General features: G+C 56.0%; 20 protein-coding genes. 11 read left to right on the top strand and 9 right to left on the bottom strand.

Annotated elements, in window-relative coordinates; all coding sequences use genetic code 11:
• Nucleotides 1-271 precede the first annotated feature (271 nt).
• Together ABWV47_RS20285 and glyA are read right to left on the bottom strand one after the other, a co-directional pair.
• Nucleotides 272-976, bottom strand: coding sequence for a class I SAM-dependent methyltransferase (locus ABWV47_RS20285; RefSeq protein ID WP_353315174.1), 705 nt, complete (start codon nucleotides 974-976; stop codon nucleotides 272-274).
• Between the two features lie 90 nt (nucleotides 977-1,066).
• Nucleotides 1,067-2,359, bottom strand: coding sequence for a serine hydroxymethyltransferase (gene glyA / locus ABWV47_RS20280; protein ID WP_353315173.1), 1,293 nt, complete (start codon nucleotides 2,357-2,359; stop codon nucleotides 1,067-1,069).
• A gap of 196 nt (nucleotides 2,360-2,555) precedes the next feature.
• On the opposite strand from glyA, the gene ABWV47_RS20275 reads away from it, so the two are divergent.
• The gene (locus ABWV47_RS20275; protein WP_353315172.1) at nucleotides 2,556-3,317 is read left to right on the top strand and encodes an NAD kinase; all 762 of its coding nucleotides are present in this window, start codon (nucleotides 2,556-2,558) and stop codon (nucleotides 3,315-3,317) included.
• An 84-nt stretch (nucleotides 3,318-3,401) separates the two neighbouring features.
• Here the strand turns inward: ABWV47_RS20275 and ABWV47_RS20270 are convergent, their stop codons facing one another.
• From ABWV47_RS20270 to ABWV47_RS20250, 5 genes are all read right to left on the bottom strand, one after another.
• The gene (locus tag ABWV47_RS20270; RefSeq protein ID WP_353315170.1) at nucleotides 3,402-4,127 is read right to left on the bottom strand and encodes a substrate-binding periplasmic protein; all 726 of its coding nucleotides are present in this window, start codon (nucleotides 4,125-4,127) and stop codon (nucleotides 3,402-3,404) included.
• A 609-nt stretch (nucleotides 4,128-4,736) separates the two neighbouring features.
• A complete protein-coding gene (prpE, locus tag ABWV47_RS20265; protein ID WP_353315169.1) occupies nucleotides 4,737-6,635 on the bottom strand; it encodes a propionate-CoA ligase PrpE in 1,899 nt (632 codons plus the stop codon).
• A 369-nt stretch (nucleotides 6,636-7,004) separates the two neighbouring features.
• A complete protein-coding gene (gene nirD / locus ABWV47_RS20260) occupies nucleotides 7,005-7,325 on the bottom strand; it encodes a nitrite reductase small subunit NirD (RefSeq protein WP_353315168.1) in 321 nt (106 codons plus the stop codon).
• On the bottom strand, nucleotides 7,322-9,775 hold the full coding sequence (gene nirB / locus ABWV47_RS20255) for a nitrite reductase large subunit NirB (RefSeq protein WP_353315166.1): 2,454 nt from the start codon (nucleotides 9,773-9,775) through the stop codon (nucleotides 7,322-7,324). Before nirB ends, nirD begins: the two co-directional genes overlap by 4 nt.
• Nucleotides 9,776-10,179: 404 nt before the next feature.
• On the bottom strand, nucleotides 10,180-12,459 hold the full coding sequence (locus ABWV47_RS20250; protein ID WP_353315165.1) for an NADP-dependent malic enzyme: 2,280 nt from the start codon (nucleotides 12,457-12,459) through the stop codon (nucleotides 10,180-10,182).
• A 165-nt stretch (nucleotides 12,460-12,624) separates the two neighbouring features.
• Between ABWV47_RS20250 and ABWV47_RS20245 the strand changes: the two genes are divergently transcribed.
• The 7 genes from ABWV47_RS20245 (at nucleotide 12,625) to ABWV47_RS20215 (ending at nucleotide 19,697) form a co-directional block, all read left to right on the top strand.
• Nucleotides 12,625-13,713, top strand: a complete 1,089-nt coding sequence (locus ABWV47_RS20245) for a cupin domain-containing protein (protein ID WP_353315163.1) — start codon at nucleotides 12,625-12,627, stop codon at nucleotides 13,711-13,713.
• Entirely contained in the window at nucleotides 13,710-14,129 is a 420-nt protein-coding gene (locus tag ABWV47_RS20240; protein WP_353315162.1) for a cytidine deaminase, read from the top strand. The genes ABWV47_RS20245 and ABWV47_RS20240 overlap by 4 nt, the downstream gene beginning before the upstream one ends.
• On the top strand, nucleotides 14,130-15,434 hold the full coding sequence (locus tag ABWV47_RS20235; protein WP_353315161.1) for a thymidine phosphorylase: 1,305 nt from the start codon (nucleotides 14,130-14,132) through the stop codon (nucleotides 15,432-15,434).
• Nucleotides 15,435-16,643, top strand: coding sequence for a phosphopentomutase (locus ABWV47_RS20230; RefSeq protein WP_353315159.1), 1,209 nt, complete (start codon nucleotides 15,435-15,437; stop codon nucleotides 16,641-16,643).
• Entirely contained in the window at nucleotides 16,640-17,626 is a 987-nt protein-coding gene (locus ABWV47_RS20225) for an adenosine deaminase (protein ID WP_353315158.1), read from the top strand. The genes ABWV47_RS20230 and ABWV47_RS20225 overlap by 4 nt, the downstream gene beginning before the upstream one ends.
• Complete coding sequence (gene upp / locus ABWV47_RS20220; RefSeq protein WP_353315157.1) at nucleotides 17,623-18,255, top strand: uracil phosphoribosyltransferase; 633 nt, start codon at nucleotides 17,623-17,625, stop codon at nucleotides 18,253-18,255. The genes ABWV47_RS20225 and upp overlap by 4 nt, the downstream gene beginning before the upstream one ends.
• 77 nt (nucleotides 18,256-18,332) lie before the next feature.
• Nucleotides 18,333-19,697 carry an SPOR domain-containing protein gene (locus ABWV47_RS20215; RefSeq protein ID WP_353315156.1) on the top strand — a complete coding sequence of 455 codons (1,365 nt, stop codon included), beginning with the start codon at nucleotides 18,333-18,335 and terminating at the stop codon, nucleotides 19,695-19,697.
• Between the two features lie 21 nt (nucleotides 19,698-19,718).
• Here the strand turns inward: ABWV47_RS20215 and ABWV47_RS20210 are convergent, their stop codons facing one another.
• Nucleotides 19,719-20,729 carry a hypothetical protein gene (locus tag ABWV47_RS20210; RefSeq protein WP_353315155.1) on the bottom strand — a complete coding sequence of 337 codons (1,011 nt, stop codon included), beginning with the start codon at nucleotides 20,727-20,729 and terminating at the stop codon, nucleotides 19,719-19,721.
• Nucleotides 20,730-20,868: 139 nt separating this feature from the next.
• The gene (fsa, locus tag ABWV47_RS20205; RefSeq protein ID WP_353315154.1) at nucleotides 20,869-21,522 is read right to left on the bottom strand and encodes a fructose-6-phosphate aldolase; all 654 of its coding nucleotides are present in this window, start codon (nucleotides 21,520-21,522) and stop codon (nucleotides 20,869-20,871) included.
• A 177-nt stretch (nucleotides 21,523-21,699) separates the two neighbouring features.
• Between fsa and ABWV47_RS20200 the strand changes: the two genes are divergently transcribed.
• The 3 genes from ABWV47_RS20200 to ABWV47_RS20190 all read left to right on the top strand — a co-directional run bounded on the left by ABWV47_RS20200 (nucleotide 21,700) and on the right by ABWV47_RS20190 (nucleotide 26,214).
• On the top strand, nucleotides 21,700-23,895 hold the full coding sequence (locus tag ABWV47_RS20200; RefSeq protein ID WP_353315153.1) for a primosomal protein N': 2,196 nt from the start codon (nucleotides 21,700-21,702) through the stop codon (nucleotides 23,893-23,895).
• 141 nt (nucleotides 23,896-24,036) lie between these two features.
• Nucleotides 24,037-25,269 (top strand): MFS transporter, encoded by a 1,233-nt coding sequence (locus ABWV47_RS20195; RefSeq protein WP_353315152.1) that lies wholly within the window; start codon nucleotides 24,037-24,039, stop codon nucleotides 25,267-25,269.
• A gap of 72 nt (nucleotides 25,270-25,341) precedes the next feature.
• Entirely contained in the window at nucleotides 25,342-26,214 is an 873-nt protein-coding gene (locus ABWV47_RS20190; protein WP_353315151.1) for a 50S ribosomal protein L11 methyltransferase, read from the top strand.
• Nucleotides 26,215-26,388 lie beyond the last annotated feature (174 nt).

The following is a 26,388-nucleotide window of genomic DNA, read 5'->3' as shown; positions in this document are numbered from 1 at the left end:
TTCTACGCTATTGGCCAATATTGAGGAAAGAAACGCAAGTGAAAGGAACGCAATATGTTGGAAATTCTATCAGCGACATTTAGAGCGGCGACACGAGAAGACCATTGGGCAAACGGCGTAGAAGGTGCGCCAAAGTACGACCTACCAGCCCATTGGCGTGAAGACATGCATGGACGTCCGTTTGGCAAAAAGGCACGAGGCAGAGGCACAGAGAGCCTTCGCCCAAGGCTCTTGAGGTGGTGAAACGCATGGTGGTGCAGGGTCTGTTTGATCAGAGCTTCTGCCATTCCATAATATGCAGATAGGGCGCGCGGTTATAGGTTTCGCCGCGCGCCCCATCCGTTGCTTGGGGTTCATCAAAGTGGGTCAACCCAAATCCTGCCTTAAGCAGAGATTGCATGTAGAAAGACTGCGGGCGGTGCCAGTTTTGGATGCGGATGCCTGACCATTCCGCCCAGCTGGAGAAATTTTCAAAATAGTGATCCATGATCATGGTGGTGGTGCCGTCGGGATTTTTGGTCGGCGTGCCTCGGCTTTGGCTGGCGGTTGTCCAGCTGTTGAGATTGGCAATGAGCAAGCGTCCGTGGGGGCGCAGAACACGATGAGCCTCAGCCAGAGCGGCGGGGATATCGGGAATGTCGATCAAAGAGAGATAGCTGACCACCAGATCGAAGGTGTTGGCCTCACACGGCAGACTTTCGGCCTTGGCCACGTGGTATGTGGCATCGCCGCCCAAGGCGCGGGCGTGGGCAATTAGGGCCTCGGTTGGGTCGATACCAACCACTTGATCCACCGACGGGGCAAGCATGCGGCAAAAGCGGCCCTCGCCACAGCCGAGATCAAGCACATGGTTGGGCTGACATTTTGCGACGCGTGCCAACATTGGCGCGTCCAGTACATTGGTGCGGCTGAAATCGCCGGAATCTCCCATGGACGCAATCCAAGCTTGCGCTGACGTGTCCCATCCATCGGTCATGATCGCTCTCCCACACAGTGTGCGCGCAATAAAGTAGGCCGCTGCTGGAATGTCCAGCAACGGCCTGAAAAATTTTTGTAGATCAGTGATTTAGAGGTTCGGATACATTGGGAAGCGTGCACAGAGTGCGGCCACTTTTGCCTTAACAGCCTCTTCCACCTCAGCATTGCCCTCGTCGCCATTGACCGCCAGTCCGTCCACAACCTCAACGATCATATCGGCAATCTCGCGGAATTCCGCTTCGCCAAAGCCGCGGGTGGTGCCGGCGGGCGTGCCCAGACGGATGCCCGACGTCACCATTGGCTTTTCTGGATCAAACGGGATGCCGTTTTTGTTGCAGGTGATGTAGGCTCGGCCGAGGGCTTTCTCGGTGGCGTTGCCCTTTACGCCTTTGGGGCGCAAATCAACAAGCATCACGTGGGTGTCGGTGCCACCTGTTACGATGTCCAGCCCACCTTTCATCAACTGATCAGCCAAAGCCACAGCATTGGCGCGGACCTGTTTCTGGTACTCTTTGAATTCTGGACGTAGCGCTTCGCCAAACGCCACGGCTTTGCCGGCGATGACGTGCATCAGCGGACCACCTTGGATGCCGGGGAAGATTGCGGAGTTCACTTTCTTCGCAATGGCCTCGTCATTGGTGAGGATCATGCCGCCGCGCGGGCCGCGCAGGGTTTTGTGGGTCGTGGTGGTGGCCACATCTGCATATGGGAACGGGGAGGGGTGCTCGCCCGCCGCAACCAGACCGGCGAAGTGCGCCATGTCGACCATCAGCAATGCGCCAACTTCATCAGCGATTTCGCGGAATTTGGCGAAATCGATCTGACGTGGGATGGCGGAGCCGCCAGCGATGATCAGCTTGGGCTTATGTTCCTGCGCCAGTTCGCGGACCTGCTCATAATCCAGTAGGCTGTCTTGCTTGCGCACACCGTACTGGATGGCGTTGAACCATTTGCCGGATTGGTTGGGTTTCGCGCCGTGTGTCAGGTGACCGCCAGCGTCCAGAGACATGCCCAAAATGGTGTCGCCGGGCTGCAGCAGTGCGGTGAATACACCTTGGTTGGCTTGTGAGCCTGAGTTTGGTTGTACGTTTGCAAAGTCACAGCCAAACAGTTCTTTGGCGCGGTCGATGGCGAGGTTTTCTGCCACATCTACATACTGGCACCCGCCATAGTAGCGACGACCCGGATAGCCTTCGGCATATTTGTTGGTCATCACGGAGCCTTGTGCTTCCATCACCGCGGCAGACACGATGTTCTCGGACGCAATCAGCTCAATTTCGTCGCGCTGGCGGCCCAGCTCATCGGTGATCGAGCCAAACAGCTCTGGGTCGCGGGTGGCGAGGGTTTCGGTGAAAAAGCCAGCATCACGGGTCGTGGTCATGGATAATTGCTCCGGATCAGGGGTTCGCGTTGGTTGAGGGCTACCTAAAGGAAAGGTAAAGGTGATGAAAGGTCTCAAAGCGACGCAAAACCTTGCCTGAACGCCGCAGATGGTGCAGGGGATAAACATATGACGCCATAGGAAACCTTTGGCAGGGTGCGGAAACCTTTGCCCGAAAGATGGAGCCAGGACCGGGATGTCCAAAAGAATCGCATTTATGGCCAGTGCCGCCCCTGTCGCACAGACGGCTCGCGCTGCGTTGATTGGGCGGTATGGAGATGTAGATCCGGCCCTTGCGGATGTGATTGTGGCCTTGGGAGGAGATGGGTTCATGTTGCAGACGCTGCATGCGACCCAAGAGTTGGATGCGCCGGTGTATGGCATGAATCGCGGCACAGTTGGCTTTCTGATGAACACCTACTCGGAAAGCGATTTCCTGGAACGGCTGGAGGAAGCTGAGGAGGAGGAGCTGAACCCTCTTGCGATGCGCGCCACCTGTGTGAACAATTCGATACATGAGGCATTGGCGATCAACGAAGTTTCGCTGCTTCGGGCGGGCCCGCAGGCGGCCAAGCTTCGGATCAAAATTGACGGTAGGTTGCGTATGGAGGAGCTTGTCTGTGATGGGGCACTGATCAGCACACCTGCCGGGTCAACCGCGTATAACTATTCCGCGCATGGTCCAATTCTACCAATTGGCTCTGATGTGCTGGCATTGACGGCAATTGCACCGTTCCGCCCAAGACGTTGGCGAGGCGCATTGTTGCCCAAGCAAGCAACGGTCACTTTTGATGTGCTGGAGGCGCAGAAACGGCCGGTGATGGCCCATGCCGATAGCCTATCGATAGAGGATGTGGCTTCGGTCGAAATTCGCTCTGATGAAACGGTTGTTCACCGTATTCTGTTTGATCCCGGTCATGGCCTAGAAGAGCGGCTCATTCGCGAACAGTTTGTGTGACCGCCACTTCGCCTGAAGCGAAGTGGCGTGATTCCAATCGGATCTCACGGGGCGGGTGCGCCCTAAAGCAGGCGCAGCCCGCAGTTAGTTCAAGTATTTTGCAAGTATTGCGTCGTAGGTGCCATCCGCGCGCATGTCGTCCAGAGCTTTGGCGAGAGATGCAGCAATTGCAGGATCGAACTCAAGATTGGACGCAAGCCAGTTGCTAAGTGTGCGCTGCGGGGCCCCAAAGACGAGATCAGCTGGGTCTAAGTCTTCGGTTTTGTAAACCCAAGCTGCGCGTTGATTGAGGGTGTACCAAGCGTTCACACGCCCCGCGTTCAGCATTTTTGCGGCATTGCTGGTGTTCTGTACTGGATAGAGATTGGTAAGGCCTTGGTCGTTCAGTTGGCGCTCGCGTGGTGTCCCATCCAAGATGGCTACGGACGACAGGCCGGCGCCGCTTTCAAAGGAGTCCACAGACTGATCTGTTGTGACAAATACTTCTTGTGGTGCGGCCATTTCAACAATCCAGCCATATAGCGCTTCGCGTTTGGCTGTACGTGTGGCGGTGAACAGCATCGCGTTGGGGGTTTCTTGAACGGTCTTTTGGGCCCGTTTCCAAGGCAAATATTCAATCTTGATGTCGACACCTGCGCGTGCGCCCATCTCAAGAAGAAGTTCGTGGGAGATGCCAGGCAATTCCGCTGTCCCGTCGATCGTATATGGGGGCAACGCGCCGGTGTAGGCCGTGATTGTGGCGGCCTGCGAAATCGTTGTGTTCAGTCCCAATGCCAGTGCGAGACCGGCAAGAAAGTTCCAGGGTTTCATATCGAGTATCCTGTTCAAAAAAGAGATTGGTCAGTTATGCAAACGCACTGCGGGCACAGCAGTAATCTTGGTGGATTTATAAATGTCTAATCTGAGGTGTCTGTTGTTTGATTTTTTGCACAAGCCAAACCCTGAGATTGGCCAATTTGCGTCCTTTTGCGCCTGATGGCACTTGAGGCAGGGTGATTGCGTTCGAAATCAGGGGCCCGTTCTGACGTCTCCAGATCAAGAGCAGCCAACTGGCATTCAGGATGTTGCGACGTACGCGTGTCTCAACTCAGAGTGATCACTGCATGCGTGCACGGACTTGTGTGGGCCTCAGTCAGCCGAGGCGCGGGGGCCTATCAATCTCAGTGAGGGTTTCAGGTTTTTGGAAGATCGAAGCTCCAAAAAAAGGGTGGGCTTTGGCTCCCAACGCGTATGCATCATTACACCTGCTTGGTCTGAGGGCGAATGTCACGAAACGCACAGGAGGCGCGCTTCGGTGAGGTTGAGGAATGCAGCTGGCAAAGCCTTTTGCAGCGTCCGTCTGATCTGTCGAAGGTGTTTGGCCCGGAGGGCTGAGGCGCAAATTGTTTGCGCCTCAGGTAAAATCATCAGATGCGCGCGTTAGGATTTGGCGTTTGCAAAACCCAAAGCTTTGAGCGCCACTGTGATCTCGTCCAGAATAACCGGATCATCAATGGTTGCTGGCATTTTCCAGTCCGTGCCGTCGGCAATATTGACCATTGTGCCGCGTAGGATTTTGCCTGATCGGGTTTTGGGCAGGCGCTCGACCACACAGGCCAGCTTGAATGCGGCAACGGGGCCAATTTTTTCGCGCACAAGCTTCACAACCTCTTTGACAACGTCGTCATTGTCACGCCCCGCACCCACATTGAGGCAGAGGAAGCCAACTGGCGCCTGACCTTTGAGTTTATCCGCCACGCCAATGACCGCGCATTCGGCAACGTCGGGGTGCTCTGCCAGCACTTCTTCCATCGCCCCAGTCGACAGACGGTGGCCCGCGACATTGATCACGTCGTCAGTGCGGGCCATGATCGACACATAACCGTCTGCATCCATCACACCGGCATCGCCGGTTTCGTAGTAGCCCGGGAAGGTGGTGAGGTAGGACTTTTTGAATCGCTCCTCGGCATTCCATAGATTTGGGAGGGTGCCCGGTGGCAGCGGCAATTTGATCGCAATGGCGCCAAGTTCCCCCGGGGCCACGGGGTGACCACCTTCGTCGAGGATCTCGATCTCATAGCCGGGCATGGGCACGGTCGGAGAGCCGAGTTTGATAGGCAGCTCTTCGATGCCTAGCGGATTGGCGGCGATGGCCCAACCGGTCTCGGTTTGCCACCAATGGTCAATCACCGGGACCTTTAGTTGATCCTGCGCCCAGACAATCGTATCTGGGTCAGCACGTTCGCCCGCAAGGTAGACCTGATTTAGGCAGGATAAGTCATATTTTTTGACAAATTCACCGGTTGGATCTTCGCGTTTGACGGCGCGAAAGGCCGTCGGCGCAGTGAAGAAACTCTTGACGTTGTGCTCTGAAATTACCCGCCAGAAGGTGCCCGCATCCGGGGTGCCAATAGGTTTGCCTTCAAACACGACGGTGGTGTTTCCGTGGATCAGGGGGCCGTAGCAAATGTAACTGTGCCCAACAACCCAACCCACGTCGGACGCGGCCCAGAACACATCGCCAGGGTCAACATTGTAGATGTTTTTCATGCTCCAATTCAGCGCCACCAGCTGTCCTGCGGTGTGACGGATCACACCCTTGGGCTGGCCGGTGGTGCCAGAGGTATAGAGAATATAGGCGGGATGATTGCCCTCAACGGGCACACATTCGGCGGGCTCAACCCCATATTGGAACCCATGCCAGTTGTAGTCACGCCCCTCAATCAGCTGAGCAACTTCTTGTTCTCGCTGAAGGATGACACAGAAATCAGGTTTATGTGTGGAGAGATCAATGGCGCCGTCAAGTAGGGGCTTATAGTGCACCACGCGGCCCGGCTCCAAGCCACAAGATGCGGCGATGATCGCTTTGGGTTTGGCATCATCAATGCGCACGGCCAACTCATTGGCAGCAAAGCCACCAAACACCACAGAATGCACCGCGCCCAAGCGAGCGCAGGCCAGCATCGCCTCCAGTGCCTCTGGGATCATGGGCATATAGAGGATGACGCGGTCGCCCTTTTGAACACCTTTTGCACGCAGCGCGCCGGCAAGTGTCGCAACGCGGTTGCGCAGCTCTACATAGGAAATTTCGCGTTTGGTGTGCGTGATTGGGCTGTCATAGATGATCGCGGTTTGTTCACCTCGCCCAGCTTCAACATGTCGATCCACGGCATTCCAGCATGTGTTCACCTTGGCATCGGCAAACCACTCATAGAGATGCTCACCCTTGTCAAACAGAGCTTTGGATGGGGGTGTGTCCCAATCAATCGCCTGTGCAGCTTCCATCCAGAAAGCTTCAGGATCACGTTTCCAGCTCTGGTAGACGTCTTGATACGACATGGGTCTTCTCCTCGTTCCATATGAAATGGATACGGGAGCAGCTGCTGCTGCGGCAAGTCTTGCCGCGGCAGCCGTGGCAGATTATCGCAGAATATTTGCATTCAGCGCCCCTCAAAGTTTGCAAATTTTTGCAAAGGCTTTGTTTTGTGCGGGGCGATTGTTAAAGAATGTGACTTTTGCAAATCTGCAAATTTATGGTGTGCAAACTGTGTGCCTGCATCTGAGAGCTTACAGGGCGTAGCGCTTTGCGGCGGACCGATCACTTAAGGCACGGAATCCTCGTTCACAAACCGGTAGGACAAGCGTGGCGCATGTTTGTGGTTTGTCTAACTGAGCCGCACCCGTCACATTCTGATGTTGTCGAAGAGATCAGAGCCCCAAGAAAACTGTGTCGCCTTCCATTTTCACAGAAAAGGTCTGTGTGGCTCCACTGTCAGCCCCTTGTGCCTCTCCGGTTTCAAGTGAGATGATCCAGTTTGTTAAAGGGCAGGACACGGTAACGCCGTGCACAATACCTTCGCTGAGCGGCCCATCTTTGAACGGGCATCGGTCTTCCAAAGCAAACACCCTATCTTGAGATGTGCGAAACACAGCGATGGTTGTGTCGCCATATAGAACGCGGCGGGCGCCTTGGCGGGGGATGTCATCCAGAGTGCCAACGGCCACCCAATGTGCGGATTGAACATTCATTCTGCGGCCTCCAGTTTGATGTCTGCCATTGGTGCAAATTCATGTGCTTCCGCCCCGGCAACACGCTCGGCCCATGGGTCAACCTGTGAGAACTTTTGGGAGTACAAGAAGCGTTCATAGTAGCCTTGGCGCGCCTCTGCGTCGTCATAGATAACCGATTTGATGTGATCGTAGCCAAGCCGATCTGCCCACTTGTAGATACGCTCCAGATAGTGTCCGGTCTCACGGTAGTATTGCGTCAAGGCTGCGCAGTACTCCAAGACCTCTTGCTCTGTGGTGACATTGCCAAGCTTGGTTGTGCCTTGGATATGCAGCCCTGCGGCACCACCATAGTGAATCTCATACCCGCTTTCGACGCACACAATGCCAATGTCCTTACAGGTGGATTCGGCGCAGTTGCGTGGACAGCCGCTGACGGCAAGTTTGAGCTTTGCCGGGGACCAAGAACCCCAGAGAAGCTTTTCGAGTTTGATGCCGAGCCCAGTAGAATCCTGGGTTCCGAAGCGGCACCAGTCGGCTCCGACGCAGGTCTTCACCGTCCGCAGGCCTTTGGCATAGGCCGCGCCCGAGACCATGCCCGCGTCGTTGAGGTCTTTCCAGACCGGGATCAGATCGTCTTTCTTGACGCCCAGAAGGTCAATACGTTGTCCGCCGGTGACCTTAACGGCGGGGATGTCAAATTTATCGGCAACATCTGCAATGGCGCGCAGCTCGTCCGGGGTGGTCATGCCGCCAAACATGCGCGGGACCACCGAATAAGTGCCGTCTTTTTGAATGTTGGCATGCACCCGTTCATTGATGAAGCGCGATTGTTGATCGTCCTCATATTCGCCGGGCCATGCCGCGACCAAATAATAGTTCAGCGCAGGGCGGCATTTCGCGCAGCCCTCAGCGGTGGACCATTCCAGTTCTTGCATCACGGCGGGGATTGACTTGAGGCCCTTGGCCTCGATCAGACGACGCACGGTTGCGTGATCGTGGGTGGTGCAGCCGCAAACGGTCTCGACCTCTGGCATTTGGAACGCGTCGCCCAGAGTCAGCGCCATAACGTTTTCGACCAGACCAGTACAGGAACCGCAAGACGCAGACGCCTTGGTATGGGCGCGCACATCCGCAAGCGTTGTGAGCCCGAGGTCGTTCATCTTGGACACGATTGTGCCTTTGGTGATGCCATTGCAGCCACAGATTTCTGCGTCATCTGCCATATTGGCGACGGCTGCGAGAGGGTCAGCGCCGCCGCCACCTTGATACGCTTGTCCAAAGATAAGCGTGTCGCGCATCTCCGATATGTCTTCTGCCGATTTCAGCAACTCGTTGTACCATGGCCCATCGTCAACCGCACCGTACATCACGGCACCAATCACGGCATTGTCTTGAACAATTACCCGTTTGTACGTGCCGCCTTTGGCGTCGCGCAGAACAATGTCTTCGCGGTCTTCACCTTCGCTAAAGTCGCCCACCGAATACAGATCACATCCGGTGACTTTCAGCTTTGTTGGTGTCTCCGAATGTTTGAACAGTGCGTCAGACGGGCCGCTTAGATGTGCGGCGGCGACTTTTGCCATTTGGTACAGGGGCGCCACAAGCCCATAAACCATGCCGCCAACCTCGACGCATTCGCCAACCGAAAAGATATCCGGATCAGATGTCTGCATACCGTTGGTGGTAACGATCCCGCGATTGACCTCCAGACCTATGTCTTGGGCCAGTTGCACATTTGGACGGATGCCAACAGCCATGACCACGATGTCACATTTGATCACCGTGCCATCATCAAGTTCGACGGCCTTAACCTGTCCATCTTCCCCAAGGATTTGTTTGGTGTTCGCCTTGCAGCGGATGTCAATGCCGCGACTCTCAAGCTCTTTTTCAAGCAGATAACCGGCGGCGGTGTCCAACTGACGTTCCATCAATGTGGGCATCAAGTGCAACACAGTGACATCCATCCCAATTTGGTTGAGACCCGCGGCCGCTTCCAATCCCAGCAATCCGCCACCGATCACCACAGCCGAGCCTCCTTTGGCTGCGGCGGCGCGCATGTTGTTTGTGTCGTCAAGATCGCGATACGCCAGCACGCCGCTTAGATCATGTCCGGGGCAGGGGATGATAAAGGGGTTGGAGCCTGTTGCCATGACCAGTTTGTCATAGCTTTCCACGATGCCGTTCTCGGAGGTCACAGTTTTGGCGATACGGTCAATTTTGGTGACCTTTGCGCCCATATGCAGGGTGATGTTGTTGTCTTTGTACCAAGCTTCGTCGTGAATGATGATGTCGTCAAAAGACTTATCGCCGGACAAAACTGGCGACAGCATGATGCGGTCATAGTTGACGCGGGGTTCCGCGTTGAAAATCGTAACGGCGTACGCATCAGGCGATGCATCAAGCAAGTGCTCAAGCATCCGGCCTGGGGCCATTCCGTTTCCAACGATAACAAGACGTTTTTGGGTCATAGCGAGCGACACCTCTGCCTACCCCATGTGGGGCGTGGATTTCAGGGAATGCAGCGCCGTTGCTACGGGTCATTGAGAGGACTACACCGTTGTAGGTTTCTCAACGAGATTTGGCCCACTCTTAAGTTGTCGGGTGGGAAGAGGCAAACCTTGGCCCCTCAGTCTCCATGATATCCCCATCATTTCCACAGGGTGATTAAAAAATGGTCGAATTGAGGTGAGTGTGATCTTAATTTTGGCAGCCTGTTGTGCGCTCGTTGCCGAATCTTTCCTTCGATTCAGGCGGCACAATCAGCGGGATTTTGTGCGCTATTGCTGCCGATCTTAAACCGGAAGCGCAGTCCAGAAACTGTCGTTTTAGGACATTTCTGGAGCTGCGCTTTACGTGTTTTGCTGGGGTTAAGTTAGCCGTAGTGAGTCACGGGCGTTCCAGCGATGGCTGCCATGTTCAAGAGACCACGTGGGGTGATCGAGGGGCTCACGATATGGGCGCGGTTGCCCATCCCCATAAGGATTGGTCCAACTTCTAAGCCGCCCGCGCGCATTTTCAGAATGTTGCGCACGCCAGACGCCGCATCCGCATGTGCAAAGACCAAAACATTGGCCTCCCCTTCAAGCCGAGTGCGGGGGAAGATGCGCGCACGCAGCTCTGGATCCAGCGCCGTGTCGACGTTCATCTCACCCTCATAGGCAAAATCGCGAGGCTTGCTGTCCAGTATGGCAAGGGCTTCGCGCAGCCGTTTTCCAGAGCCCTGCCGATGGTTGCCAAACTGGCTTTGTGAACACAGCGCAATTTTTGGCTCCAGTCCAAAACGGCGCACGTGGCGCGCCGCGCCCTCGGCGATGCGCGCAATGTCCTCAGGGGTAGGCAGCTCATGCACCTGCGTGTCCGCGATGAACAGGGGCCCGTCTTCCAAGATCATCAATGACAAAGCGCCGTGGGGTGACACGGTTTGGTGCCCCAACACTTGTTCCAGATAGTTCAGATGCCAGCGGTACTCTCCAAACGTGCCGCAAATGAGGCTGTCGGCCTCTTCGCGATGAACCATAATCGCGCCAATGGCGGTGGTGTTGGTGCGCATGATTGCTTTGGCCAGATCAGGCGTGACACCTTCGCGCTCCATGAGTTCGTGATAGCTGTTCCAATAGTCAAAATACCGCGGGTCATTTTCTGGGTTCACGATCTGAAAATCTTGACCTGGGCGTATGGCAAGCCCCGCGCGCTCGCATCGGGCATCGATCACGTCAGGGCGGCCAATGAGGATTGGCGTCTCGGTGGTCTCTTCCAAAATTGCTTGTGCCGCGCGCAACACCCGTTCGTCTTCGCCCTCAGCGAACACAATACGGCGTGAGGCCTTTTGGGCGGTTTCAAACACGGGACGCATCAAAAGCGCGGATTTGAACACCGATTGGTTGAGTTTGTGAATGTAGGCATCGATGTTGTCGATCGGCCGCGTCGCCACACCGCTCTCCATTGCGGCTTGGGCCACTGCTGCGGACACGACGCCCACGAGGCGCGGATCAAACGGTTTGGGGATGAGGTATTCTGCGCCAAACGTGAGTTGTTCACCTTTGTAGGCGGCGGCGGCTTCGGCAGATGTGGTGGCGCGCGCGAGTTCGGCAATACCGTTCACGCAGGCCACGCACATGTCATCGTTGATTTCTGTTGCGCCCACATCCAATGCACCGCGGAAGATGAACGGGAAACAGAGGACGTTGTTGACCTGATTGGGAAAATCGGAGCGTCCGGTTGCGATGATGGCATCGGGAGCCACTTTGCGGGCGTCTTCAGGCATGATTTCTGGCGTTGGATTGGCCAATGCAAAAATGATGGGTTGCGCGGTCATTTTGGCGACCAGCTCAGGTTTCAACACACCGGGGCCTGAGAGGCCGAGGAACATGTCGGCGTCATCCATCACGTCTTTGAGTTCGCGCAGGTCAGATTTCTGCGCAAATTCAGCCTTTTGGGGGTTCATGTCCTCTTCGCGGCCCTCGTAAACCAGCCCGTGGATATCGCAGAGCCAGACGTTTTCACGCTTTACGCCAAGTTTTAGCAGCATGTTGAGGCAGGCAATGCCAGCCGCGCCGCCACCTGTGGACACGATTTTGATGTCTTCGAATTTCTTACCTGCCACCTGTAGGGCATTGGTGGCCGCGGCGCCGACAACAATGGCTGTGCCGTGCTGGTCGTCATGAAATACCGGGATATTCATGCGCTCGCGGCAGATTTTTTCAACAATAAAGCAATCGGGCGCTTTGATGTCTTCGAGATTGATTGCACCAAAGGTGGGGCCCATGGCGCACACGATATCGGCAAGCTTTTCGGGGTCGGATTGGTCAAGCTCAATGTCGAAGCAGTCGATATTGGCGAACTTTTTGAACAAGACCGCCTTGCCCTCCATCACTGGTTTGGAGGCCAATGCGCCAATATTGCCAAGGCCAAGTACGGCGGTGCCGTTGGTCACAACAGCAACAAGGTTTTGCCGAGAGGTGTAAAGAGCGGCATTTGCAGCGTCTTCTTTGATCTCAAGACAGGCTTCGGCCACACCGGGCGAATAGGCGCGCGATAAGTCGCGGCCGTTGGCCAAAGGTTTGGTGGCACGAATTTCCAGCTTACCCGGTTTGGGATTCGCATGGTAAAACAGAGCCGCGTCCCGTAGCGATTGATTGCGATTGTCTGACATAAAAGACCTCTGTTTGATATGCGCCGGGGTGTTCCGAAGAATTAGTTCAGCCTTAAACCAGTTTTGTGGCGGTGAAAATGCACAAATCTGACGTGGCGGCAGGTGCTTGTATTTTTGACCATTTGGTTACAATCTTCTGTGATCCGTCAAACAAGGAGGCATCGTGTGGAAGTCAGAGCCGAAATTCTTTTGCCAACGCAAGAGTTGCGTGATGATATCCCCTTTTACACCAAAACACTAAAGATGCGCATGGATATGATCTATCCGGCGGATGACCCAACTGTGGCTGTGTTTTCCGGGCATGGCATTCGGTTGCGGATTGAAAAAGACGCCTCTGGCGATGCAGGAACCGTTCGGATTTTGACTGATGATCCCGACGGTTTTGCCGAAGGTGCTCGGCGCTTGGTCGCCCCCAATGGCACAACAATTGAGATTGCAGAATTGAACCCGCCGTTGGTTTTGCCGCAGGTGCAACACTCCTTTGTGGTGCGGCGACTGGCAGATCAGGCGCCTTGGGTGATTGGTAGAGCGGGAATGCACTACCGCGATCTGGTGCCAGATCGCTTAGGTGGCGCGATGATCGCGAGTCACATTCGCATTCCTGATGGTGGGCCCGTACCCGACATGGTGCATTACCATAAGGTTGGGTTTCAGCTGATCTTCTGTGTGAACGGCTGGGTTGATGTTTTGTATGAAGATCAGGGCGGTATGCGCCGGCTTAATGCGGGGGACTGTTTCATACAGCCGCCTGAGATACGTCACCGGGTCTGCGAGGCCAGCGATGATTTACAAGTCATCGAAATTGGCGTGCCAGCAGATCACGTGACTGAGATAGATCACGATATGTCATTGCCCACGCCACACGCGCGTCCTGAGCGCGAATGGGATGGGCAGCGGTTTGTGCATAATTTGGCCGAAGACGCTGCGTGGAAGCCGTTCCGTTTGCCTGGCTTTACGTGTCGCGACACAACCATTGCCCTCAACACCAAAGATGTGGCGGGCGTGCAGGTGGTTCGACGCGGCAGCGGCATGCCAAAGTGGAGCGCGCACGACGCGGACATACACTTTACCTTTGTGATGCGGGGCACGATGCTTTTGGAGGGAGAGGGCCGCGCGCCGTTCTCTCTTGAAGCCGGAGATGCCTTTGTTATCCCCCCGGAAATGAAAACCCGCTACGCCAATCCCAGCGACGACATTGAGCTTTTGGAAGTGACTTTGTCGGGTGCCTTTGAGACGAAAGTGATCGACAAATGAGTCAGGAAAAGAACCTTGAAACGCTCGCCTTTGAGGTGCGAGAGAACGCCTATGCGCCTTATTCCAACTTCAAAGTTGGCGCGGCAGTTATGTCGGAAAGCGGTGTAAAATACGCGGGCTGCAACGTGGAGAACATTGCCTACCCTGAGGGCACATGTGCCGAAGCGGGGGCTATTGCAGCCATGGTGGCAGCGGGGGATACCCGGCTGACCGAAGTGTTTGTGGTGGCGGACAGCAAAGAGCCAGTCAGCCCATGCGGCGGGTGCCGACAAAAGATCGCCGAATTTGGCGCAAAAGACACCAAAGTGACGTTGGCGAATCTTGATGGTGTGCGGGTGAGCATGACAATGGCAGAGCTTTTGCCGGGTGCGTTTAGCACGGATCATATGGACACAGATCACAAGGATCGCGACTAAATGGATGCCCGCGCGATTATCGCAGAGCTGCGCAAAGGAAAGACGCCAAGCCGCGATGCATTGGCGTGGTTTGCCAGGGGTTTGGCGGATGGTGTGGTGTCGGATGCACAGGCCGGTGCCTTTGCGATGGGCGTGTGTTTGCGAGGATTGTCGGAAGAAGGGCGTGTCGCGCTGACGCTGGCGATGCGCGACAGCGGGGACAAGATGTCTTGGGGGCTGCCCGCACCTGTCTTAGACAAGCATTCAACAGGCGGCGTTGGCGATTGCGTGTCTTTGGTGCTGGCCCCGGCACTTGTGGCGTGTGGGGCCTACGTGCCGATGATTTCAGGCCGTGGTCTTGGGCACACAGGCGGGACGCTGGACAAGCTGGAGGCGATTCCGGGGCTTTCGACCAGCCTGACGGAAGCGCGTTTCAGGCAGGTGGTGGCGGATGTAGGTTGTGCGATTGTCAGCGCAACAGCGGAAATTGCACCAGCCGACAAGCGGCTCTATGCCATCCGAGATGTGACGGCGACGGTGGAGAGCCTCGATTTGATCACCGCGTCGATCCTATCCAAAAAGCTGGCGGCAGGACTGGAAGGTCTGGTGCTTGACGTCAAAGTTGGCTCTGGCGCGTTTATGAAATCGGTCACTGAGGCGCAGGCATTGGCGGGATCGTTGGTGAGCACAGCGAATTTAGCAGGATGCCCCACCAGCGCGGTGATTTCAGATATGAATCAACCGCTTGCGCCAGCTTTGGGCAATGCGTTGGAAGTGTCTGAATGCATGGACGTTCTTTGCAACGCCAAAAGTGGACCTTTGGCGGAGTTGTCAGTTGCCTTGGGCGCCGGGTTGCTCGCAAGTGCAGGCCTCGCCACAGATTTAGACGACGGCGCAAGGCGTATGTCTGAGGTGCTGACCAATGGCAAAGCGGCTGAGGTCTTTGGCCGGATGGTGGCCGCGATGGGAGGGCCGATCCGATTTGCCGAAGAATGGCAGCGGTTTCTGCCAGAAGCACCGATCATCCGCGAAGTCGCTGCTCCCACGTCAGGATACGTGCAAATGATGGATGGCGAAGCCTTAGGGCTGGCGGTGGTGGGACTTGGTGGCGGACGTCAGGTTGAAAGTGACGTGATCAACCCAGCAGTTGGCTTTTCCGAAGTTGTGCGGCTTGGGGATCGTGTGGAGGCGGGGCAGCCGCTGATGCGTTTGCATGCTGCGCGGGAAGACGCAGCGTTACTGGCAGAAGCGGCGGTGCAAAAGGCCATTGTGATTGGTGACGCGATGCCTGATAAGCCGCCGCTCATTCACGAGAGGAGCCGGTAGATGGCACGGGTGTTTTTGGTTGTGATGGATTCCGTTGGCTGCGGAGGTGCAGTTGATGCGAATGTGTTTTTCAATGAAGATCTGCCGGATACTGGATCAAATACGCTTGCGCATATTGCGCAGGCTTGTGCTGAAGGTCGTGCACAGGATGGGCGTTCGGGGCCTTTGAAGGTGCCCAATCTTGACGCGCTGGGCCTTGGCGCCGCGACGCGCATGGCATCTGGTGACGAAACACCTGGACTTGATGCAACGCCGGTTGGATTTTGGGGCGCCGCAAATGAGCAGAGCCCCGGCAAAGACACACCCTCTGGTCATTGGGAGCTCGCTGGTTTGCCCGTGCCGTGGGATTGGGGGTATTTCCCCAAGACAACGCCGTGTTTTCCAGAGGACTTGGTTGCGAAAGCGAGCGCGCTTGCTGGGACACAGGGTATCTTGGGCAATTGTCACGCCTCCGGCACTGTGATCATCAATGACCTGGGCGCGGAGCACGTGAAGACCGGTATGCCGATTTGCTACACCTCGGCGGACAGCGTGTTTCAGATTGCTGCACACGAAGAGTATTTTGGTCTTGAGCGGCTGATCGACCTCTGTCGCGACCTTGCGCCGACGTTGCACGCCATGAAGATTGGTCGGGTGATTGCGAGGCCCTTTGTCGGCGACGCTGAGAATGGTTTTGAACGCACCACCAACCGGCGTGATTTTGCGATTGCGCCTCCCGCCCCTTTGTTGACCAATTGGGTGCAAGACGCAGGAGGGGCGGTGTTAGGTGTCGGCAAAATTGGCGACATTCTCACGATGGCGGGCATCGACAGCTGTACCAAAGGCAGCGACGCCAAACTGATGGTGGATTTAAACGGGCTTGTAGAGACAGCGCCAGGCGGCAGTCTGACGTTTGCAAACTTCGTTGAGTTTGACAGCTTGTACGGTCACCGTCGGGACATTTCTGGCTATGCCCGCGCATTGGAATGGTTTGATCGGGAGATTGGAGCGTTTATGGGCAAATTGCGGGAGGATGACCTCTTGATCCTAACAGCAGATCACGGCAATGACCCAAGCTGGCCCGGCACGGATCACACCCGCGAGCGCGTGCCCGTTCTCTGCGCGGGTGTTGGCGCTGGTGAAGCTGGATTGATTGACTTTATAGATGTGGCGGCGACGGCGGCGACCCATCTCGGACTAACGCCCCCACGCGGAAGGAATTTTCTATGACTGTTGCTGACCTGCCAAAAGTAGAGCTTCACATCCACCATGAAGGCGCGGCGCCACCCGCTTTCATCAAGCAATTGGCGCATGAGAAAAAGCAGGACTTGAGCAAGGTCTTCACTGCCGATGGCGGTTACGCGTTCGAAAACTTTGTGCACTTTTTGAGTGTTTACGAAGCCGCGAGCAGCGTGTTGACCGGTCCGGAGGAGTTTTCGAGACTGACTGCTGCATGGCTTGAGGAAAGTGCCGCCAATGGTGTGGTGTACACCGAGAGCTTCATAAGTCCCGATTTTTGCGGTGGCGGCGATGTGGGGGCGTGGCGTGAATATCTTCAGGCCATCGAGGAAGCCGCTGCAGCAGCAGAAGCCAAGCACGGAATCACATTGCGGGGTGTTGTGACCGCTGTGCGCCACTTTGGGCCCGAAAAATCCCGCGCCTCCGCTTTATGTGCTGCAGAGACCGCCGGCAAATTTGTCGTGGGGTTTGGTATGGGCGGTGACGAAGGCCAATTTACACAGGGCGATTTTGCTTACGCCTATGATCAAGCGCGTGAAGCTGGATTGAAATTGACCACTCATGCGGGTGAATTTGGTGGACCCGAAAGTGTGTGGGACGCCTTGAACGATTTGAAGGTAGAGCGGATTGGCCATGGTGTGCGCGCCATGGAAGATCCTGCTTTGATCAAAGAATTGGTGGCACGACAGATCACATTGGAAGTCTGTCCCGGCTCTAACGTTGTGTTGGGGTTGTTCCCAGATTTTGCGTCCCATCCCATTCAGAAATTACGAGATGCGGGCGTCAAAGTGACGGTCAGCACCGATGATCCGCCATTTTTTCACACCACTATGCGACGTGAATATGAGATGCTGGCGCAGGCCTTTGATTGGGGTGAGGCGGATTTTGCTGAGATCAACCAGACCGCGCTTGACGCGGCGTTCTGTGATGCAGATACCAAAGCAATTGTAGCCAAACGTCTGGAGAAAGCTTGATGGATCATTTGACTGTAGTGGATCACCCACTGGTACAACATAAATTGACAATCATGCGCGATGTGGCGACCTCGACGGGCGAATTTCGTCGGTTGCTGCGCGAGATCAGCCAACTTCTGGCTTATGAGGTGACGCGTGAGTTGCCGATGACCACTAAGAAGGTCCAGACCCCGATGGTGGAGATGGATGCGCCAACTTTGGCAGGGCGCAAATTGGCGCTGGTCTCGATTTTGCGGGCTGGCAACGGATTGCTGGATGGCATGCTGGAATTGGTGCCGTCTGCACGTGTGGGTTTTGTGGGCTTGTATCGCGACGAGGAAACACTTGAGCCTGTGCAATATTATTTTAAGGCTCCCAGTGAGCTGGAAGAGCGCTTGGTGATTGCAGTGGACCCAATGCTGGCGACGGGCAACAGCTCCGCGGCTGCGATTGACCTGCTTAAGGAAAAGGGTGCCAAGAACATCCGCTTCTTGTGCCTGTTGGCAGCACCTGAGGGTGTGGCGCGCATGAAGGAGGCGCACCCCGACGTGCCTATCGTGACTGCGGCGCTAGACGAGTGTCTCAATGAAAAGGGATATATCTTGCCTGGTCTTGGCGATGCCGGAGACCGAATGTTCGGCACACAATAGGTCGAATTTCACGTTTTCAACGGTTTACTCGTTGGAAACAATCCGGCTAAGGTACCCCTACATCTTGTGGGGGCAAAATGAAACTGAGCAGATTTCTTGCGGTTGGCGTGATCGCAGCGTCTTTCGGACTCGGTGCGGCGCACGCGCAGTCTATTGGTGGTAAACAAACGCCGGCGGAGTTCCCGCCGGCATCTTTCAACGGCAAGCAATTCGTTGACAGCCGTGGATGTGTATACATTCGCGCAGGTGTAGATGGAGCGACCACATGGGTCCCGCGAGTCACGCGAGATCGAAAGGTGATTTGCGGTTTTAAACCGACGTTTGATGCGTCCACTAAGACCACCGCTGCCGCGCCAAAACTGGACAAAAATGTGGTGCAGATTCAGCCTGCCGCGCCAGAAACCAATTCTGTCAGTGGCGCTGCCGCTGCGACCGTCGCTCCTGCGGCGAAAACAACGGCAACTGCTCCTAAGACAACCACGGCCAAGAAAGTCGTGAAACAACCCAAAGGTGCGCCGCTCTACACCACGCCAACAGCTGCACGCCCATCAACAACGGCCAAGACCACAGCGGCCCCCAAAGTCATTGCGCCAGCGGCCGCGCCGGTTGCCACGCCAAAGACAAAAGCTGTCGCGCCTGCTGTGACAACGACAACAGCGCCTGCTGTGCGTCGCACAACGACACAAACGCCTCGGAATTCTGGTATTGTGTCTCCCTGCCGACAGGGCATAACCACTTACAAAGGTTCTAAGGTGCGCTGTGGCCCTCAAGCGCAGTCGCCGGTTACGCCGGGCACAGGGCGACCCACTGCACAGCCACCGCAAATGCGGTTTGATCGCAACAGTTCATTGCGTCGCCCTCCCGTCGGGACAGTTGTTCGTGTCGGAGAGGTTGCCCCCGATGTGCGTGTTGTACCGCGCCACGTATATGAGGCCAATTTGGCCAGCCAAGGGACGTTTCAGGTTCCCGAAGGCTATCGCCGCGCCTTTGATGACGGCAGGCTGGATGAAAATCGAGCTGTGATGACGTTGGCTGGTGAGGCGCAGACGCGTCTGATCTGGACGGATACAGTCCCGAGGCGCCTGATTGAGAGAACTGTGGAAACAGCAGATGTTGTGGCGCGTAACACCACGGCTACGTCAGTGGCGGAATCTGCGCCGAAGACCAATGTGTCGACCAAATCGGAGCCTGTGGTAAAGTCTTTGCGCTTGGCAGGCACCCCATATGTTCAAGTTGGCACTTACACCGACGCAGCAAAGGCGCAAGCTGTAGCTAGAGACATTCGCCGGCTCGGTTTGCCCGTACGGATCGGTAAGTTTTCTCGGGATGGTCAGACACAACGACTTGTTTTGGCAGGGCCTTTCTCTGAAGAGGACGTTGCGAAGGTCGCTTTGAGTAAGGCGCAAGGCGCTGGGTTTAGCGGTGCCTTCCTCCGCAAGTAAAGACGAGTGTTCACGTCCAGATCAGCTGCCGCAAATTCCTTGTAATGCGACCCAATAGCGATCGTTTAACACAGGCTCCGGCAGCTGGCCGGTAAAGGGCGCGGCTTCAATCAGCGCCAGAGTGCTTTCTCCCGAAGGATCTTTCGCCAAAGCATAGGGTTTCAACCTGACGCGTTTGCTCTCAAACGCAGTGATCAAGGTTTCATCCGCTGCGGCTGTCGGTGGCGCGCTGATCAGTTCTTCGACACGTCGCATTAAGACGCGCTCCGGCAACATCCCTGTGGTCAGAAGGCGCAGACTGGCTGTGATACCTCCGCTTTCCAATACGCCACGCAAAGGATCGGGGGAGGCCGCTTGCGCGGCGACTGCGAACCCTGCCGCAACATCGGGTTCTTCAAAATCCTCCACTGCGTCACGCCCCAGAAGCACGACATTCCCCGGCAAAGCGATGGCCTCACGCAGCGCGCTTGGCACGACGGTTATGGCGCGAATTTTCAGACGTTTTTGCAAAGCATCCACGGCTGGTAGCCCGTCGGAGCTTCTGCACGGTTGGCCAGTAAGGCGTGTCGCCAAATGCTGCATGTCCTGCCCAATGGTTTGACGCGCCACATTTGGCACCACGCGCAGCGCGTGATTTGCCAGAGCCGCAGGCAGCCAAAATACCCCCAGTCCCGCTATCGTAAGTGCGGTTGCCGCTAAAACAAATTTGCGCAAACGTCCGCTTTGCTTGTGCGGGCGTGCCACAGCTTTGCGCAGCTTTTCGATCGCCTCAACGGCCTCGACGTAGTCATCTCCGATTTCGAGCGTTTCCCCATCATCCCCATCCGGGAAAAAGATCGCGGGCATCTGATCTGGGTTAAGACGGCGCACCGCTGGCAGAGACCAATGTGCCAAGGCACGATCGTTGCTGTCTTTGATGACCAGCGTGGCATCACCAAGCGACACTATGACATCGCGACGTTGCGCGTCGGGTGTTTGGCGCCAAAGGGCGGTGGCTTCTAATCGTTGGAACTTTTCAAGTGCGGTGCTCATGGAGGGTCTGCTCAGCCTCTTCTTAAGCGCACCCTAGCACGCCCAATCCCAAATGGGCAATCGCGCGCCGACAGCGTGAGGTGCAACAAAAAAGGCCCGGTGTGGTCCGGGCCTTTTTACGATCGAAAGTGCGATTGAATTACAGGATTTTGATGCCTGCGGATTTGATATCCGCGAGGAAGGCATCGAGGCCTTTGTCGGTCAGTGGGTGGTTGATCATGGCTTTGATCACACCTGGAGGTGCGGTCATCACATCTGCACCTACCAATGCACATTGGGTGGCGTGGTTTGCCGTGCGGATGGAGGCGGCGAGGATTTCCGTTTGGAAATCGTAGTTGTCATATATCTGACGGATGTCAGCAATCAGATCCATACCGTCCAGATTGATGTCGTCCAGACGCCCAATGAACGGCGAGATAAAGGTTGCGCCTGCTTTGGCGGCGAGCAGCGCTTGATTGGCTGAGAAGCACAGGGTCACATTCACCTTGTGGCCGTCATCCGTCAGGGTTTTACAGGCTTTTAGACCGTCCCACGTCAGAGGCACTTTGACTGCGATGTTTTCCGCGATTTCAACAAGCTTGCGGCCTTCTGCGATCATCTCATCGGCGTCAGTTGCGGTGACTTCGGCGGACACCGGACCGTCCACAAGGTCACAAATTTCTTTGGTGACTTCCAGAATGTCACGACCGGACTTTTTGATCAGCGATGGGTTGGTGGTCACACCGTCCACCATGCCAGTGGCGTTCAATTCGGCAATGGCGTCGATTTCGGCGGTGTCTACGAAGAATTTCATGTCAGCTCCTCTACTGCGATTTGCAGCCAAACAGGCGGTGGGCACAACTGCGGGATTGCGCTGCGGCTGCGTTGGCTTTACCCGATAGAGAGCTTTGCTGAAAGCATGAATGCGCAGTTTTGGCAAAAAAACGTTAGCGATAACGGAAATTGGTGACGAAACCCGGTGTGAGGACCCTTGAGCGAGCCAGAGTTCTATCCAGAAGGACAGTTGATCGCGGTGCTGACAACGCAACCGCTCGATCGGATGTTGGACTACAAGGCGCCAGAGGGTGGCGTGTTTCTGGGGGCCTTTGTTGAAGTGCCTTTGGGGCCGCGGAAGGTTGTGGGTGTGGTTTGGGGGCCAGGAAAAGGCGACTACGACATCTCCAAAACGCGGGCCGCCAATCGTGCGTTAGATGTTGCCCCGATGGGCGCGGATATGCGGGTGTTTTTGCAACGCGCCGCTGATTACACGCTGACGCCACTACATGCGATGTTGCGTTTGGCCACACGGGCGCCGGGGCTGTCCGATCCTCCTTCGATGCGCAAAATCTATCGACTTGGCGAGGGCCAGCCAGACCGAAAAACCGATGCGCGCCAACGGGTACTTGAAGCTTTGCAAGACTATGGTGGGCTGGCTTTTACGATGGGCGAGCTGGCGGAAATGGCGGGTGTCACCAATTCGGTGATCAAAGGATTGGTGAAGCAAGGGGTGGTCCGCGAAGAGGCTGCGCCACGTGACACAGCTTTCGCGCGCTTGGACCCAGAATATGGTGGCAAAACGCTGACAGCAGATCAAGAGGCGGGTGCGGCTGTGTTGCGTGCCGGTGTGCAATCTGGTCGCTACGGCACCACTCTGCTGCGGGGCGTCACGGGGTCGGGCAAGACCGAAGTCTATTTGGAAGCCGTTGCAGAGTGTCTGCGCAAAGGCCGGCAGGCGTTGGTGCTATTGCCCGAAATTGCGCTGACAGCGGAATTTCTCACCCGCGTCGAAGCGCGTTTTGGTGCAAAGCCAGCTGAGTGGCACTCAGGCGTCACCATGACCGAGCGGCGCCGGACTTGGAAAATGGTCGGGCAGGGAGGGGCGCAATTGGTGGTTGGCGCGCGGTCAGCCCTGTTTCTGCCGTATCAAGATTTGGGTCTGGTCATTGTTGATGAGGAGCATGACACTTCCTACAAGCAAGAGGACGGCGTGTTATACAATGCGCGCGACATGGCGGTTCTTCGCGCAGCCTTATGTGAGGCGCAGGTGGTTTTGGCCTCAGCCACACCCAGCTTAGAAAGCTGGACCAATGCAGAGCAGGGCAAGTACCAAAAGCTTGAACTCACCAGCCGATTTGGTGCGGCTGTGTTGCCGGAAATGCGCGCGATTGATATGCGCGTTGAGGATTTGCCCGGCAGCCATTGGATATCTCCAACACTTAAGCGCGCGGTGGATGCGCGCATTGCCAAAGGCGAGCAGGCGCTGTTGTTCATAAATCGGCGCGGCTATGCGCCTGTCACGATTTGCCGTGCCTGTGGTCATCAGGTTGGCTGTGATCACTGCGATGCGCGAATGGTAGAGCACCGCTTCCTCAAACGTCTTGTGTGTCATCAGTGTGGTGAAACCAAACCTATGCCGGAGGAATGCCCCTCATGCGGCGTTGAAGGCAAACTTGCGCCTGTTGGACCAGGTGTCGAGCGCTTGGCAGAAGAGGCGCAAACCCTTTGGCCAGATGCGCGCCAAGCAGTGCTTAGTTCAGATCTCTTTGGCTCAGCCCGTGCGTTGAAGGAAACCATCGAAGCCATCGCCAATGGCGGCGCAGACATCATTATCGGTACGCAATTGGTGGCCAAGGGTCACAACTTCCCGCTGCTCACTTTGGTGGGGGTGATCGACGCAGATCTGGGTCTGCAGGGCTCTGATCTGCGCGCCGCAGAACGCACGTTCCAGTTGATGCGGCAGGTGGCTGGCAGAGCGGGCCGTTCTGAACGCGCCGGATTGGCACTGCTGCAAACGTTCCAGCCTGAACACCCGGTAATTCGCTCCATTCTGGCAGGGGACGAAACCGGGTTTTGGCGCGCTCAAGCAGATGAACGCCGCCAAGCGATGGTGCCGCCGTTTGGGCGTATGGCAGGTATCATCTTGTCAGGTGGCGATGTCAGTCAGGTATTTGATCTGGGCAATGCGCTCGCGCGGAATACTCAGCCCTTGCTTGCGATTGGCGCTGAGGTTTACGGACCTGCTCCTGCCCCAATCGCGCGTGTGCGTGGCCGACACCGTGTGCGACTCTTGGTGAAGGCTGACAAATCCGCCCCTTTGCAGGCGGCGCTGGCGCAATGGGTGGGGCAATTCCGCCTCAAAGGCGATCTGCGTCTTGCTGTCGATATTGATCCTCAGAGTTTCTACTAACCCCCACCTCTTTGTGGTCGGTCAAAATACTACGAAGACCGCAGCAGACCCTTGCTTCGATATGGCCCGTGCGCTGGCGCAGAGTTGGCTGTGCATGATTTCGGCCTCGCCTTTCGGGCCAATTCTCCTTATGCGAAGGCTATGTTCAAGAAACTCCCCATTGATGACGCTGCTCACCTTCCGGTCTGGCGTCGCCCCATCGCCCTGCTGGTTCTCATGGCCATTGCTATGCCGATTGCCTTCAACACCTGGAGCGCATTGCTCAACAATTTTGTGATTGAGGTGGCCGGATTTGATGGTGCAGACATTGGGCTGCTACACACCGTGCGTGAAATTCCGGGGTTTTTGGCGATTGGGGTGATTTTTCTGCTGCTGTTCATCCGAGAACAGGTGTTGGGGATGATCTCCCTGTTGTTGCTCGGCGTGGCCACGGCGCTCACGGCCTATTTCCCCTCGATGGGCGGAATTTTGATGATCACCTTGCTCAGTTCCATCGGATTCCACTACTACGAAACCGTCAATCAATCTCTGCAGTTACAGTGGCTTGACAAAAAACGTGCCCCCAAAGTGCTGGGTTGGTTGGTCGCGGTGGGCTCTGGTGCGACCTTGGTGGCCTATGGGCTGATCGTACTCAGCTGGAAGCGCTTCGATTTGAGTTATGAGGTTGTCTACCTTGTGGGGGGAGGCATCACCGCCGTGATTGCGCTCTACTGTTTGCTGGCATTCCCGCAGTTTGAAGGCCGCACGCCGCAGGCGCGAAAAATGGTGCTGAAAAAGCGGTACTGGCTGTACTATGCGATGCAGTTCATGGCGGGGGCACGGCGGCAGATCTTTGTGGTGTTCGCTGGATTTATGATGGTCGAGCGCTTTGGTTTTGACGTCCATGAAATCACCGCGCTCTATCTGATCAATCTTGTGGCCAACATGATCTTTGCACCAATGGTTGGCGCCGCGGTGTCTCGGTTCGGCGAGCGTCGCACACTGATTTTCGAATACGCGGGTCTGGTCATTGTCTTCTTGGCCTATGGTGGCATCTATTTCTTTGGCTGGGGGCTTATGCTGGCGGCGACACTCTATGTCATCGATCACATGCTTTTCTCGCTTGCTTTGGCTCTCAAAACGTATTTTCAGAAAATTGCAGATCCAGAAGATATGGCACCCACAGCCGCTGTCGCGTTCACCATCAATCATATCGCCGCAGTCTTCTTACCTGTGCTGCTGGGTCTGTTGTGGCTGGCCTCACCTGGTGCGGTTTTCGTATTGGCCGCCGCGATGGCGGGGATTTCTTTGGCATTGGCATTGTTGATCCCTCGCCATCCAGAGAAGGGCAACGAGACCCGTTTGACCCGGTCGATCACAGTCGCTGCAGAGTAGTTTCGACTGACGCGGACTTGACGGGGGCGTAGGGAGACCATACGCCCCGTTTAAAGCTTCAGGAGACAGCTCATGCCGACATTTACCGCACTGACCACGCTGACCGGAAGGAGCCAAGGTGAGGCTCTCGGAAACGCGATGGAACGCCTTGTGCCAGAACCGACGGGTGTTGGGGTCTTTGAAATCGAAGACGGCTCAGGGCTTTGGGAAGTGGGCGGCTATTTCACGGAGGCTCCTGATGAGGCTGGTTTGGCTGTGCTGGCGGCGGCATTTGGCGCCAAGCCTTTTGTGGTGTCGGAATTGCCCGAAACTGATTGGGTGGCCAAAGTGAAACGCGAATTGGCCCCGGTAGAGGCCGGGCGTTTCTTTGTGTATGGCAGCCACGACGCAGACAAAGTGCCGGACGGGGCAGAGCCCTTGTTGATTGAGGCGGCAATGGCATTTGGTACAGGCCATCATGGAACCACATTGGGCTGTTTGAAAGCGCTGGATCGTTTGGCCAATGAAGGGTTTGTTGGTCAAAACGTGGCAGATATCGGTTGTGGCACAGCCGTTCTGGGCATGGGTGCGGCGCGGATTTGGCCCAATCCGGTGCTGGCCAGCGACATCGATGAGGTTGCGGTGGAGGTTGCCAAAGCCAATGTCACCGCGAACGGGCTGCAAGGCCAGGTGATCTGCTTGGAGGCTGCGGGCTTTGGTCATCCTGATCTGGCGGCCAAAGCGCCGTACGATCTTGTGTTTGCCAATATCTTGAAGGCTCCGTTGGTGCATTTGGCGCCTGAGATGGGCGCAAACATCGCAACGTCTGGGCATGCGATCCTGTCAGGCATTTTGAACGAGCAGGCTGATGATGTTGTTGCCGCTTATGGCGCGGCAGGTTTTGATGTCCACACCCGTGAAGAAATCGGTGAGTGGACCACACTGACCCTGACTCGGCAGGCCTAAGCTACAGCGCAGTGGCTCACACCGCGATCTGAAACGAACAAGAATCGGTTTGAGGGCGGCTTAGAATTGGCCGCCCTTTTTGTTGACCCCTGTTTCAGATTGGTGAACAATGAAGTTGCTTGTGTTTGTTTGTTTCCAAAGGTTTAGAACTCCGGCAAAATTCGGAATAGATTT

Origin of the sequence: Shimia sp. NS0008-38b (genome assembly GCF_040370365.1) — a bacterium.
Lineage (GTDB): Bacteria > Pseudomonadota > Alphaproteobacteria > Rhodobacterales > Rhodobacteraceae > Shimia.
Note: the sequence above shows the minus strand (reverse complement) of the source record. Positions and strands in the feature narration are given on the sequence as shown.

What these genes read in the sequence shown, in the direction of transcription:
- ABWV47_RS20285 (WP_353315174.1), bottom strand. Translation starts at nt 976, where the DNA reads ATGACCGATGGATGGGACACGTCAGCGCAAGCTTGGATTGCGTCCATG.
- glyA (WP_353315173.1), bottom strand. Translation starts at nt 2,359, where the DNA reads ATGACCACGACCCGTGATGCTGGCTTTTTCACCGAAACCCTCGCCACC.
- ABWV47_RS20275 (WP_353315172.1), top strand. Translation starts at nt 2,556, where the DNA reads ATGTCCAAAAGAATCGCATTTATGGCCAGTGCCGCCCCTGTCGCACAG.
- ABWV47_RS20270 (WP_353315170.1), bottom strand. Translation starts at nt 4,127, where the DNA reads ATGAAACCCTGGAACTTTCTTGCCGGTCTCGCACTGGCATTGGGACTG.
- prpE (WP_353315169.1), bottom strand. Translation starts at nt 6,635, where the DNA reads ATGTCGTATCAAGACGTCTACCAGAGCTGGAAACGTGATCCTGAAGCT.
- nirD (WP_353315168.1), bottom strand. Translation starts at nt 7,325, where the DNA reads ATGAATGTTCAATCCGCACATTGGGTGGCCGTTGGCACTCTGGATGAC.
- nirB (WP_353315166.1), bottom strand. Translation starts at nt 9,775, where the DNA reads ATGACCCAAAAACGTCTTGTTATCGTTGGAAACGGAATGGCCCCAGGC.
- ABWV47_RS20250 (WP_353315165.1), bottom strand. Translation starts at nt 12,459, where the DNA reads ATGTCAGACAATCGCAATCAATCGCTACGGGACGCGGCTCTGTTTTAC.
- ABWV47_RS20240 (WP_353315162.1), top strand. Translation starts at nt 13,710, where the DNA reads ATGAGTCAGGAAAAGAACCTTGAAACGCTCGCCTTTGAGGTGCGAGAG.
- ABWV47_RS20235 (WP_353315161.1), top strand. Translation starts at nt 14,130, where the DNA reads ATGGATGCCCGCGCGATTATCGCAGAGCTGCGCAAAGGAAAGACGCCA.
- ABWV47_RS20230 (WP_353315159.1), top strand. Translation starts at nt 15,435, where the DNA reads ATGGCACGGGTGTTTTTGGTTGTGATGGATTCCGTTGGCTGCGGAGGT.
- ABWV47_RS20225 (WP_353315158.1), top strand. Translation starts at nt 16,640, where the DNA reads ATGACTGTTGCTGACCTGCCAAAAGTAGAGCTTCACATCCACCATGAA.
- ABWV47_RS20215 (WP_353315156.1), top strand. Translation starts at nt 18,333, where the DNA reads ATGAAACTGAGCAGATTTCTTGCGGTTGGCGTGATCGCAGCGTCTTTC.
- ABWV47_RS20210 (WP_353315155.1), bottom strand. Translation starts at nt 20,729, where the DNA reads ATGAGCACCGCACTTGAAAAGTTCCAACGATTAGAAGCCACCGCCCTT.
- fsa (WP_353315154.1), bottom strand. Translation starts at nt 21,522, where the DNA reads ATGAAATTCTTCGTAGACACCGCCGAAATCGACGCCATTGCCGAATTG.
- ABWV47_RS20195 (WP_353315152.1), top strand. Translation starts at nt 24,037, where the DNA reads ATGTTCAAGAAACTCCCCATTGATGACGCTGCTCACCTTCCGGTCTGG.
- ABWV47_RS20190 (WP_353315151.1), top strand. Translation starts at nt 25,342, where the DNA reads ATGCCGACATTTACCGCACTGACCACGCTGACCGGAAGGAGCCAAGGT.